Genomic DNA, 13594 nt, shown 5'->3' on the forward strand with positions numbered 1-13594 from the left:
GAAATGGAGCAGGGATTGAGTGGCTATCTTAGCCTATAACATTCATTAAGTTAAAGATGGGTAAATAGATTGCTAGAACTAAGCTGGCGACTATCACACTCAAGATCACAATTATTGCTGGTTCGAGTAACTTGGTAAGGTTTTCAATGTCCTCATTAAGTTGATTCTCGTGCAAGATAGCAACACGATCGAGCATCTCATCGAGCCGTCCGGACTCTTCCCCTATCATGATCATTTGTATACTCATTTCGCAGAACAGATGACTGTCTCGCATTGCTAAATAGAGCGGCATCCCAGAGTTGGTATTGCGATATATGTCAGTGAGCGCTTGTTTTCTACAAAGTGTCTGGTGATTTTGTGATGCAGATTTTAGGCAAGTAAGCAGCGGAATTCCTGCAGTAATGCAAGTTGCTAAAGTTCGAGTATACCTTGCAATAAAAGCCTTGTGGCTAATTGAGCCAATAATTGGCAGCTTGCCTGTTAATTGGCTTATCAAGTGATTGAAGTGAGAGGCGCGCTTTCTTGTCCATTTGAGCACCATTATGCTGGCTGCGAGGCTGATAATAAGGGAGAAGCCATATGTTTGGAGAAAAACGGAAAGTTGAATGACTTGTTGGGTGAACCAAGGCAGTTCTGCATCAAAACTATCAAACATGATTTGAAATTCTGGAATGACGAGCGTTAGCATCAAGTAAGTGATTGAAAGTGAAATGAGCAACACGATAGTAGGATAGATCGAGGCCTTACGTAACTTGTTATGGAGTTGCTGTGATTTTTCTCTATGGTCGGCTATGTGCTGAAATACTTGGGCTAGATTACCACTAAGCTCAGCGGCACAAAGTAGTTCTATATAAAGAGAGTCAAAGTGGGGGATGCCGAGAAAGATTTGCTTAAGAGGCGAACCAGCAGTGGTTCTTTGTTTAAGTCGTAATAGCAAAATTTTCATTGCAGTATTGGTTTGTCGTTCCCCAATCAAGTTAATTGCTTGGATTAAAGGAATTCCCGCGGCGAGCATTGTTGCAAGTTGACGAGTAAGCAGCGTGATTTCTTTACTCTTTATTTGGTTTAATCGAATGCGTGATTTTGATAAAGGTTTGCATATTAAAGAGGTCGGTTGGATACCTTGTCGTTTTAATTGTTCTCGAACTTCATGTTGAGTGATTGCCACTATCGTCCCTGAGCATCGTTTACCGCGCCGATTGACACCTCGCCAGCAATATTGGGCTATGTGTTTTTCGTCTGAATCGTCCAACTTACTTACCCCAATCGAGATGTCGTTCAAGTTCTGCAATAGTGGTTTCTCCTCGTATCAATTTATTTCTGCCAGACTGTGCCAATGTCGTCATACCTTGCATGTTGGCTTGAGACTGTAATGTAGCGGTGCAGGCCTGTTCTAAAATAAGCTGGCGAATTGAGGAATCAACGTTCATCACCTCAAACAGCCCAATTCTTCCCATATAGCCTTGATTGCAATGATGGCATCCTACTGGCGAAGCGCGATAGAGAATGGTTGTTGTGGTTACTTGATATTGAATGCACTCTTCAGTAGTCGGCTGGTAACTCTGTTTACACATAGGGCATAAGCGACGCACTAGTCTCTGTGCAATGACTAAAGTAAGTGAAGCGGCAATGTTATAAGCTTTTATGCCCATGTTTTGTAGGCGGGTTAGGGTTTCGGTTGCCGAGTTAGTATGCAAAGTCGATAGAACTAAATGCCCGGTCTGGGCCGCTTTGACAGCAATATCAGCGGTTTCAAAATCGCGTATTTCGCCAACCATGATTACATCGGGGTCCTGACGTAAAAACGAGCGCAGCGCACAAGCAAAATCAAACCCAATTTGCGGTTTGATCTGTACTTGGTTAATGCCGGGTAAATTAATTTCGACAGGGTCTTCTGCGGTAGCGATATTAACCAGAGATGTGTTGATTCGATTAAGTCCTGAATACAAAGAGAGAGTCTTACCGCTTCCTGTTGGGCCTGTTATTAGTATTAGTCCTTGAGGATGATTTAGCGCGTCTATGTATAACTGTTGCTGTTCGGGGTCTAAGCCCAACTGCTCAATACTCAGTTGATTGGTGTGATTGCCCAAAATACGTAGAACGATCTTCTCGCCCCATAGGGTAGGTAGTGTCGAGATACGAATGTTGATGTTTTGGTTATTCGTTAATTTCAGTTTTGCGCGCCCATCTTGAGGTAAACGTTTTTCTGTAATATCGAGAAGGGCGAGTATTTTTACTCGAGAGGTAAGACGACGACCAAGTTGGACTGGCGGTTGATGGGCTTCTATTAATATGCCATCGCACCGGATACGGATACGAAACTGGTCCTCATAAGGCTCAAAGTGAATATCTGACGCGCCTTTACTGATGGCATCCAGCAGAACTTGATGGATATAGCGACTGACAGGGGCCTCATCACCATCAATTTGACGGGTATCTTGAGTTTCTTCCTCGGTAAGCTCGACCATGTTTTTTAGTGCGAGGCCGTCTATTTCCTTAAAATCAGAAGTATGTTCAGCGTGCGCTCTTCCATAGAGTGAATGAATGGCAGCTTTAATTGATTCCACATTGCTTAAGACCAACTGCGTCTCTTTTCCTGTCGCAAAACGGAATTCTTTTTCAATTACCTCATTGCTTGGATCGTAAACGGCGAGAGTAAGCAGGTTATTTTCTAGCTGTATTGGTAATGCATGGTAACGCGTGATCAGAGATCTTAGCCCGAGCTCGCGGCACAGCGGCTCGAAGGGATAATGACTAGGTTCGATCAGTTTGAGTTGAAACAGACGGGCAAATATCAGAGCGAGTTGTTTGTTGTTGATGATGTTGTTTTCTACTAACCATTCGCAAGGAGAGTTCGGGTTAACTTTATCCAGTTCAATGAGTTGCTTAGTTTGGATATGTCCCTCTCTAAGCAACAGGTCAATAAGGGGATTTTTCACTGTACTGTTATTTGAACTGTGCACAGTTACTGGCATCATCGCTGATAGACCACGTCATTATCCCCCCGCTGGTTACATTGGGGCTATAGCTAAAGGTGTTGTTCGTCGCTGAGTTGTTGTCACAATCTACCTGCGGGTTTAAGGCTATTTTCCCTTTGGTGACCCCTGTTACCCGAGAGGCAGCATTAGGGATACTGCCTGTTCCAGCATCACACTGCGAGAGGTCGCCATTTTCTGCGAAACACAACCCAACGGCCGTTTTGTACGAACCCGCCTCAGCAAGCGTCGCAATAACATTAGATTTCACAGTGTAGTTCTTGTAAATAGGGATACCAATAGTAGCAAGCACAGCGATGATGGCGACGACCACCATCAATTCAATTAAGGTAAAACCGCGAGTGCACTTCTGAGCGGAGCGAGTCATAACGATTTCCTTCTCTTTTTAGTTTAAGGATGACTAGCTTAGGCTTGGATTAAATGCGGGAGTAGGTTTGTTTGGCTAAGTTCTGATTGGCGCGGCATGATTAGCCACTTTTGTTACAAAGGCGGTGATGAGTGGGATTGATACTGCTCGGCAACTCTAAGCCAGTCTGTTATGGCATGAAAAAGCCGCATCATGGATGCGGCTAGAAATTGCTAATTTGAGCGAAATAGCTACAGTAGCTTCTTCAAGCGGTACAGCTCTTCCAAGGCTTGGCGAGGAGTTAAATCATCAGGGTCAATATTTGCTAGCGCTTCTTCTACTTCACTTGGCTCAGGAATCAAGCTCAGTTGATTTGCAATATCAACCGCTGTGCTGCGAGGTGCATTATTTTCCGTTGCTAGGCTAAGCTGTTCAAGTTGAGTGAGTTTAGCGCGCGCTTGCTTGATAACTGTTTTTGGTACGCCAGCGAGCCCTGCGACGGCAAGGCCATAAGATTTGCTTGCTGCCCCTTCTTGTACTGCGTGCATAAACGCAATGCTATCACCGTGTTCGACTGCGTCTAAGTGAACGTTAGCCAAATGTTCAATTTGGTTTGGTAGCTCGGTTAACTCAAAGTAGTGAGTGGCAAACAGCGTTAAAGAACCAATCTGTTTAGCTAACCACTCCGCACTTGCCCAAGCTAGCGATAGACCATCATAGGTACTGGTACCACGGCCAATCTCATCCATCAACACTAGGCTACGCTCGGTTGCGTTGTGCAGAATATTGGCCGTTTCTGTCATCTCAACCATGAAGGTTGAACGACCCGAAGCAAGATCATCCGATGCACCAATACGGGTAAAAATGCGATCGATTGAGCCAATATGTGCAGCTTCTGCAGGAACGTAAGATCCGATATGTGCCATAAGGGCAATCAAGGCGGTTTGGCGCATGTAGGTCGACTTACCCCCCATATTTGGGCCGGTAATGATCAGCATTTTGCGCTGAGTATTGAGCTCAATTGGGTTGGCAATAAACGGCTCATCCAACACTTGTTCAACTACAGGGTGACGACCTGCTTGAATCGAAATACCTGGTTCTTGATTTAGTGTTGGGCGACAGTAGTCCAAACTATCAGCGCGCTCAGCAAGGTTTTGCAATACATCTAACTGCGAAACTGCCGACGCAAGGTTTTGCAGTTGTTCTAGGTGAGGTAGGAGTAGGTCAAATAACTCTTCCCACAGTTTTTTCTCTACCGAAAGCGCTTTAGATTTTGAGCTAAGCACTTTGTCTTCGTGCTCTTTAAGCTCAGGAATAATGTAGCGCTCTGCGTTCTTTAGCGTTTGGCGGCGTACATAGTGCGCAGGCACTAAATGGCTTTGTCCACGGCTTACCTGAATAAAGAAGCCATGTACGGCGTTATAGCCGACTTTTAGCGTGTCGATGTCGTGACGTTCACGCTCTTCACGCTCGAGCTTTTCTAAATACTCAGTCGCGCCGTCAGCGAGGTTGCGCCATTCATCAAGCTCAGCGTTATAACCTGTCGCTATCACACCACCTTCACGGATCACCACTGGAGGGTTTTCTTTAATCGCACGCTCAAGTAAATCGCAAACATACTCAATTGGTGCGGCGTATTGTGCCAACTTAGCGAGATAAGGGTGGTTGAGTGATGATAATACTTCTGCCAGTTCAGGTAGTTGCTGCATTGCATGGCGCAGACGCGCGAGATCTCGCGGGCGTGCTGAGCGCAATGCTAAACGTGCCAAAATACGTTCGATATCACCAATCTGCTTTAGTACCGGTTGTAAGTCGCAGAAAAGGCTTTGTTCTTTGATGTCGGTAATCGCATCCAGGCGTTGGTTTAGCGTATCAATGCAGCGCATCGGTTGGTGCAACCAACGTTTGAGCATTCGGCTACCCATAGGCGTTGCCGTTTTATCTAACACATCGGCAAGCGTGTTATCCAAGCCGCCAGCAAGGTTTTGGGTGATCTCAAGGTTACGGCGAGTTGCCGCATCTAGAATGACAGAGTGATCTTGGCGATCAAATGTCAGTGAGCGAATATGCGGTAGCGCAGTACGTTGAGTATCTTTCACATACTGAATCAAACAGCCAGCTGCGCACAGACCGAGCTTGGCATTTTCTACACCAAAGCCAATTAAGTCACGGGTACCAAATTGCTGATTGAGTTGCTGCTTGGCCGTGTCGATTTCGAATTCCCAAACTGGACGACGACGGTTGCCACTGCGCGAGGACATCAAATGTACCGGCTCGAAATCCTCAGGGAAAAGCAGTTCGCGCGGTGAAGTACGTTGCAGCTCAGCTGCCATGGCTTCTTCGCTTTCCGGTTCAGTTAATTGGAAGCGACCCGAAGTGATGTCCAGTGTGGCATAGCCGAATTTATCATTGTGGTGATAAATAGCCGCAATTAGGTTATCAACACGTTCAGACAGCAGAGCTTCGTCGGTCACGGTACCAGGTGTGACAATGCGCACCACTTTACGCTCTACCGGGCCTTTGCTGGTGGCAGGATCACCAATTTGTTCACAGATCGCGACCGACTCACCCAATTGCACAAGTTTGGCTAAGTAACCTTCTACTGCGTGGTAAGGCACACCCGCCATCGGGATTGGTTCGCCCGCTGATGAGCCACGCTTGGTCAATGAGATATCGAGCAGTTGTGAAGCGCGTTTCGCGTCATCATAAAATAGTTCGTAGAAGTCACCCATACGATAGAACAGCAAGATATCAGGGTTCTCTGCTTTCAACTTTAGATACTGTTGCATCATTGGAGTGTGTTTTTGTTCGGCTTTCACGGCTAACTTCTTTCGTTTATGACAATTGCGGCTTAGGATACGTGAATCGATTACGGGCGAAAAGTCACATTGAGGTTTTTGAACATGGAATCACATCAAATTTTAAGCGTTGAGCTTGGTAAGTTATTGCAGCAACGCCACCAGACTCTCGCAACCGCAGAGTCTTGCACCGGTGGGGGGATTTCAGCAGCAGTGACTGATATTGCTGGTAGCTCTGCGTGGTTTGACCGTACGTTCGTGACTTATAGTAATGAAGCTAAAATGGAGATGTTGGGTGTTCAAGCGAAAACGCTAGAAACACATGGTGCGGTGAGTGAACCAGTAGTGATTGAAATGGTGCAAGGTACGCTGACAAACTCGAATGCGACTATCGCCGTCTCGGTGAGTGGTATCGCAGGACCGGGGGGAGGAACTCCAGATAAACCCGTTGGTACAGTGTGTTTTTGTTTCACAGATAATACTGGTTGGTTAAAAGTAACGACGGAACATTTTTCTGGCGATAGAGCAGGGGTGCGCGAGCAAGCGGTTGAGTTTGCACTTAAAACCCTGTGTGACTATTTGGGCGAGAGATCATAGTTTCATTGTTTGAGGTTTAAAATCCTCGCCAGATCAGTACTCTATCGAGCGACTGCAAAAAAAATCCATACAGGTATGGACACTGTATGAATCAACAGTATAATGGCACTCATAAATTGTTCAGTTGATGCTGAACAGCACGAATCAGATTTTTGTATTCATCAGCCATGATGGATAGCTTGGAGAAAGTGATGGACGAGAATAAACAGAAAGCCCTCGCCGCTGCGCTAGGTCAGATTGAAAAGCAATTCGGTAAAGGCTCTATTATGCGCCTTGGCGACAACCGCACAATGGATGTAGAAACCATTTCGACAGGTTCACTTTCTCTAGATATCGCACTCGGTGCTGGTGGTCTACCAATGGGTCGTATCGTAGAAATCTACGGTCCAGAATCTTCAGGTAAAACAACCTTAACTCTTGAGCTGATTGCTGCTGCGCAACGTGAAGGCAAAACTTGTGCCTTTATCGATGCTGAGCATGCGCTTGATCCAATCTATGCGAAGAAGCTAGGTGTTGATATTGATGCGCTATTGGTTTCTCAGCCAGATACAGGTGAGCAAGCGTTAGAAATCTGTGATGCATTAGCACGCTCAGGTGCAATTGACGTTCTAGTGGTTGACTCAGTAGCGGCACTAACACCAAAAGCTGAAATTGAAGGCGAGATGGGCGATAGCCACATGGGTCTTCAAGCGCGTATGCTATCGCAAGCAATGCGTAAGCTAACGGGTAACCTCAAGCAGTCTAACTGTATGTGTATCTTCATTAACCAAATTCGTATGAAGATTGGTGTAATGTTTGGTAACCCAGAAACAACAACGGGTGGTAACGCGCTGAAGTTTTACGCGTCTGTTCGTCTTGATATCCGCCGTACTGGGTCTATCAAAGAAGGTGATGAAGTTGTGGGTAACGAAACCCGCATCAAAGTGGTGAAGAACAAGATTGCTGCACCATTTAAACAAGCAGAAACGCAGATCCTTTATGGTCAAGGCTTTAACCGTGAAGGCGAACTGATCGACCTAGGTGTAAAGCACAAGCTAGTTGAGAAAGCGGGTGCATGGTACAGCTACAACGGTGACAAGATTGGTCAAGGTAAAGCGAATGCTTGCAAGTTCCTTAAAGAGAACCCTGAAGCCGCTCAAACCATCGATAGCAAGCTGCGAGAAATGTTGCTAACACCAGTTCAGCCGGAAGAGCCTGAAACGGGTGAGATGCCACAAGAAGAAGAGTTTTAATTTTTCTTTGCTCACAGAGCTAAACTGAATCCATTGCCAAGCCCTGCATCATGCGGGGCTTTTTTTTATCTGTACTATCTCTTCTGCGTGATGCCATACATTCTACTTGTTGCTTGCAAACAAGTGTTATCTCTCTAGGCTATTTGACACAGCCACAGCCACAGCCACAGCCACAGCTAACAGGCAATCCGTTTCGAACGTTTGAGTGGACTGTTACTTTCCTTAATAGCAGCGTCTTATTTGAGGGATATATTGGTGGGATTTAGCCAATAGAATGTAGGCAGTATCATTAGCAATGATGAAAGCAAGTTGAAGGGAGCTGGCTATGAGGATTGTCTTGTTCTTTCTTAGCATCCTGTTAACGGAAAAACAGAGCTCATATTATTCGGCTATTTTTAATGTGATCTAGAGCACCTAAATATTATCGTAATAAATAATCTTTCTTTAGTTTTTAATCTTGATGCTGAGTTAATTAAATTAATTCATTGTTTTTTATTCGATTAATTATCTCTGATTATTTACCGATCGGTTTAATTTAATTGATATAGATATTAATTGTAATAATGGAGGTTGGTATTAATTATTTTTGTTTAATTAATAAATAAACGCACTATTATTTTTAACAAATGGCAGTGTGGTTTTTGGTATAAATTTTTGTGTAATTTATAAATGAGATCTAGTTCAAGTTTGATTTGATGATATTTTGGACTGACCGCACCAAAACAACCACTATTTTGACCTTTATTTGCGGATTTGGAGGTCAAGAAACATTAAATTATCTCGCGGTTGTTGTTGCCTACGTGTAAAAAATGACGTTATTTAAGCCGTTTTTAGCTAGTGTAGGTGGTGTGTAAAAAATTCCGTACAGTTAAATGTACGTATTAAAGTGTTAACTGAATCCCATAATGGGTATTGGCTAACAAAATAAATAGTTTAGTACAATACTGATTCATCAAATAAATCAAAAAAACAACGTCTGTAATATCTTGTTTTGGCAATAAAGTTGCCGTTTAGTTTTTTATACGAAAGCGCCGGTTTATACCGCTTGAACAGCTATTCCCTTAATCCGGAAAAAATATTCTAATGGCTTCGAAGTTTGGGGATACACCCAATTAAATAAAGAATATGACCATTAAATAAATTGGAGTAAGAAAATGGAAAAACGTTACCCTGCTGAACCGTTTCGTATTAAAACTATTGAAAACGTTTCAATGATTGGTCGCGAAGAGCGTGCTGAAAAAATGAAAGAAGCTGGTTACAACACGTTTCTTCTAAACAGTGCTGATGTTTACATCGACCTACTAACTGACTCAGGCACATCTGCAATGTCTGACAAGCAGTGGGCTGCTCTAATGACTGGTGACGAAGCATACGCTGGTTCTAAAGATTTCTACCGCTTAGAAGAAGCTGTTCAACGTCTATACGGTTTCCCTTACCTAATTCCTACTCACCAAGGTCGTGGCGCTGAGAACATCCTTTCTCAAATCGCTATTCCTAAAGACAAAGGTCAACAATGGGTTCTTGGTAACATGTACTTCACAACTACACGTTTCCACCAAGAGCACAACGGTGCTAAATTCATCGACATCATCCGTGATGAAGCACACGATGCAGCACTAGATGTACCATTTAAAGGCAACATCGACCTAGACAAACTACAATCTGCTATCGCTGAGAAAGGCGCAGAAAACATTGCTTACGTATGTCTAGCAATCACTGTAAACCTAGCAGGTGGTCAGCCAGTATCTATGGCTAACATGCGTGCAGTAAGCGAAATCTGTAAAGCTAACGGCATCAAAGTATTCTACGATGCAACTCGCTGTGCAGAAAACGCATACTACATCAAAGAGCAAGAAGAAGGTTACGCAGACAAGACTATCAAAGAGATCGTTATCGAGCAGTTCTCTTACGCTGACGGCGCAACAATGTCTTCTAAGAAAGACGGTCTTGCAAACATCGGTGGTTTCCTAGCACTACGTGACGAGCACCTATTCGAAGAGTCTAAAGAACTAGTAGTAGTATACGAAGGCATGCCTTCATACGGCGGTCTAGCTGGTCGTGACATGGCAGCTCTAGCTGTTGGTCTAGAAGAAGCTCTAGAGTTCCCTTACCTTGACCACCGTATCAAGCAAATCCGTTACCTAGGTGACAAGCTACGTGCAGCTGGCGTTCCAATGATTGAACCAATCGGTGGCCACGCAGTATTCGTTGACGCACGTCGTTTCCTACCACACCTAGAGCAAGATCAGTGTCCAGCGCAAACTCTAGCTGCGTCTGTATACATCGAGACAGGTGTACGTACAATGGAACGTGGTATCGTATCTGCTGGACGTAACCGTGAGACTGGCGACCACCACCGTCCAGCTCTAGAAACAATCCGTCTAACTATTCCACGTCGTGTTTACACTTACGCACACATGGATGCAGTAGCTGAAGGTATCATCGAGCTTTACAAAAACCGCGACCAAATCAAAGGTCTAAACTTTGTATACGAGCCTAAGCAACTACGTTTCTTCACTTCTCGTTTCGAGTACATTGAAGGTTAATAGTTAGCTCATCGCTGAGTTACTGAGCCCCCAAATTTTGGGGGCTTTTTTCGTTTATGGCCTACCATGAACCAAAAGCTTAAGGTGTGATTCTTTCGGAGACGTTACTGAAGAGGTTTTTACGCCTAAGAGCTTGGTCTTATAGCCGTTTTTTTAGTAGGTATTGTTGAAATAGAAACGCTTGGCAGAGTAAGGCTTATCGCTTATCAATACCCCCACGATTTAACTTCCCTCTTATACTTACCAAACCATGCATCTTGAGGTGACTTGGGTATAGCATCTAGCACACGCTTATGTGTACAATACAGCAAAATTCTATCTCGACTATTTTCAGGAAGAGCTGCATGTACATGAGCACAGATGAGGTTCGTAACGCGTTCCTCAAGTTCTTTGAGAGCAAAGGACACCAAATCGTAGAAAGTTCATCGTTAGTACCGCATAACGACCCAACCCTGCTTTTCACTAACGCAGGTATGAACCAATTTAAAGATTGTTTCTTAGGTTTAGAAAAACGCGCCTACACACGAGCGACTACGGCCCAACGCTGTGTACGTGCTGGTGGTAAACACAACGATTTAGAAAACGTTGGCTTTACTGCTCGTCACCACACATTCTTTGAAATGCTCGGTAACTTCAGCTTCGGTGATTACTTCAAAGAAGACGCGATTGCTTACGCATGGGAATTTCTAACTGAAACGCTACAACTACCAAAAGATCGTCTACTGGTAACAGTATACGAGACGGATGATGAAGCGTTTGATATCTGGAACCAAAAAATTGGTATCCCTGCCGATCGCATCGTACGTATCGGTGATAAAGAAGGCGGTAAAGCTTACGAGTCAGACAACTTCTGGCAAATGGGCGACACAGGCCCTTGTGGTCCATGTACTGAAATCTTTTACGATCACGGTGAACATATTTGGGGTGGTCGTCCAGGCTCTCCTGAAGAAGACGGTGACCGTTTTATCGAGATCTGGAACAACGTATTTATGCAGTTCAACCGTCAAGCAGACGGCACGATGGAACCTCTTCCAAAGCCATCTGTTGATACGGGTATGGGTATTGAACGTATCTCTGCAATTATGCAAGGTGTTCACTCGAACTACGAGATCGATGTTTTCCAAACACTGATCAAAGCAGCGGCTGAAGTGACAGGTTGTGAAGACCTATCTAACCAGTCTCTACGTGTAATTGCTGATCACATTCGTTCATGTTCATTCCTAATCGTTGATGGTGTTATGCCTTCAAACGAAGGTCGTGGTTACGTTCTACGTCGCATCATCCGTCGTGCAGTTCGTCACGGTAACAAAGTCGGTGCTCAAGGTGCGTTCTTCCACAAGTTGGTTGGCGTATTGGCAGGAATCATGGGTACTGCTGGTGAAGAACTAAAACGTCAGCAAGCTGTGGTTGAAAAAGTTCTACGTATCGAAGAGGAGAACTTCGGACGTACTCTTGAACGTGGCATGACAATTCTAAACGAAGCTTTAGATAACATTTCTTCGCAAGGCACGGACGGTAAAGTGCTAGACGGCGAAACCGTATTTAAACTTTACGACACTTACGGCTTCCCTGCTGACCTAACTAACGACGTAGCTCGCGAGCGTGACTTCGCGATTGACGAAGAAGGTTTTGAGAAAGCGATGGAAGAGCAACGTCAACGTGCTCGTGAAGCAGGCCAATTCGGTACAGACTACAATGCAGTAATCAAAACTGATGCACAAACTGAGTTCTGCGGTTACGCAGGTACAGAAGGTTCAAGCGCAGTAGCGGCAATGTTTGTTGAAGGCAACGAAGTTGAGTCTCTATCGGCAGGCGATAAGGCGATCCTTATCCTTGAAGAAACCCCATTCTACGCTGAGTCAGGTGGTCAATGTGGTGACGCTGGTGTGATCAAAACTGAATCAGGCCTTTTCAAAGTAGAAGATACTCAGAAGTTGGGTAACGCGATTGCACACCACGGCGAGTTGACTGAAGGCGTGATCGCTAAAGGCGATAAAGCGCAAACTCTCGTTGATGCACTGCGCCGTGCAGCAATCACACTGAACCACTCTGCAACGCACTTGCTACACGCAGCACTGCGTAAAGTTCTTGGTGAACACGTAACACAGAAAGGTTCACTAGTGAAAGCTGAAAACCTACGCTTTGACTTCTCTCACCTAGAAGGTGTGACAGCCGCTGAACTAAAAGAAGTTGAACGCCTAGTGAACGCGCAAATTCGTCGTAACCACAACATTGAAACCAATGTTATGGACATTGAATCTGCGAAGCAGAAAGGCGCGATGGCGCTATTCGGTGAGAAATACGATGATGAAGTTCGCGTACTATCTATGGGCGATTTCTCAACTGAGCTATGTGGTGGTATCCACGCGTCTAACACTGGTGACATTGGTCTGTTTAAGATCACGTCAGAAGGTGGCATCGCCGCGGGCATCCGTCGTATTGAAGCGGTAACAGGTGAAGCGGCTCTAGACGCGATTGAAGCGCAGCAAGATAAGTACGAAGCGAAGCTTTCAGAAGCTGCGAACAAATCTAAAGCACTAGAGAAAGAAATTCAGCAACTGAAAGACAAACTGGCTTCTCAAGCAAGTGCTAGCCTAACTAGCCAAGTTAAAGAGATTGCGGGTGTTAAAGTACTAATTTCTCAACTAGATGGCGCAGACAACAAAGCACTACGCGGTATGGTTGATGAGCTTAAGAACCAACTTGGCAGCGGTATTATCATGCTGGGTAACGTAGCGGAAGGCAAAGTTGGCCTAATCGCTGGTGTAACCAAAGATCTAACTGGCAAAGTAAAAGCGGGTGAGCTTGTTAACATGGTTGCTCAGCAAGTTGGCGGTAAAGGTGGCGGTCGCCCAGATATGGCGCAAGCAGGTGGTACTGATGCATCAGCGTTACCAGCAGCGTTGGAGTCAGTAGAAGCTTGGATCGCTGAGCGTCTATAAGATTTCACGATTAAAGTAATTCGCGCTCAACCAGAAATGGTTGAGCGTTCTTTTTTATGTGAAACAAACATATTCAACATATTTAATTAGATTAATCCCGCTTAATCAGTAAGTTGAGCGGCACAATGAGACTTGGT

8 protein-coding genes are annotated in these 13594 nt (G+C 44.8%); 4 read left to right on the top strand and 4 right to left on the bottom strand.

Going from position 1 to position 13594, the window contains the following annotated elements; translation table 11 throughout:
- Positions 1-28 precede the first annotated feature (28 nt).
- The 4 genes from IRQ95_RS14425 to mutS form a co-directional block, all read right to left on the bottom strand.
- The gene (locus IRQ95_RS14425) at positions 29-1291 is read right to left on the bottom strand and encodes a type II secretion system F family protein (protein WP_489114238.1); all 1263 of its coding nucleotides are present in this window, start codon (positions 1289-1291) and stop codon (positions 29-31) included.
- Positions 1254-2939, bottom strand: coding sequence for a type IV-A pilus assembly ATPase PilB (gene pilB / locus IRQ95_RS14430; protein WP_348541613.1), 1686 nt, complete (start codon positions 2937-2939; stop codon positions 1254-1256). Before pilB ends, IRQ95_RS14425 begins: the two co-directional genes overlap by 38 nt.
- 7 nt (positions 2940-2946) lie before the next feature.
- The gene (locus IRQ95_RS22340) at positions 2947-3363 is read right to left on the bottom strand and encodes a pilin (RefSeq protein ID WP_194437582.1); all 417 of its coding nucleotides are present in this window, start codon (positions 3361-3363) and stop codon (positions 2947-2949) included.
- 230 nt (positions 3364-3593) lie between these two features.
- Positions 3594-6161, bottom strand: coding sequence for a DNA mismatch repair protein MutS (gene mutS / locus IRQ95_RS14440; RefSeq protein WP_194437583.1), 2568 nt, complete (start codon positions 6159-6161; stop codon positions 3594-3596).
- Positions 6162-6245: 84 nt separating this feature from the next.
- Here mutS and pncC point away from each other — a divergent pair, with 84 nt between their 5' ends.
- The 4 genes from pncC to alaS all read left to right on the top strand — a co-directional run bounded on the left by pncC (position 6246) and on the right by alaS (position 13457).
- On the top strand, positions 6246-6737 hold the full coding sequence (pncC, locus tag IRQ95_RS14445; protein WP_194437584.1) for a nicotinamide-nucleotide amidase: 492 nt from the start codon (positions 6246-6248) through the stop codon (positions 6735-6737).
- A gap of 191 nt (positions 6738-6928) precedes the next feature.
- Positions 6929-7969 carry a recombinase RecA gene (gene recA, locus IRQ95_RS14450; RefSeq protein WP_194437585.1) on the top strand — a complete coding sequence of 347 codons (1041 nt, stop codon included), beginning with the start codon at positions 6929-6931 and terminating at the stop codon, positions 7967-7969.
- A gap of 1154 nt (positions 7970-9123) precedes the next feature.
- Entirely contained in the window at positions 9124-10515 is a 1392-nt protein-coding gene (locus IRQ95_RS14455; protein WP_194437586.1) for a tyrosine phenol-lyase, read from the top strand.
- Positions 10516-10859: 344 nt separating this feature from the next.
- A complete protein-coding gene (gene alaS / locus IRQ95_RS14460) occupies positions 10860-13457 on the top strand; it encodes an alanine--tRNA ligase (RefSeq protein ID WP_194437587.1) in 2598 nt (865 codons plus the stop codon).
- Positions 13458-13594 lie beyond the last annotated feature (137 nt).

It is taken from the genome of Vibrio fluminensis (assembly GCF_015278125.1).
GTDB lineage: Bacteria > Pseudomonadota > Gammaproteobacteria > Enterobacterales > Vibrionaceae > Vibrio > Vibrio fluminensis.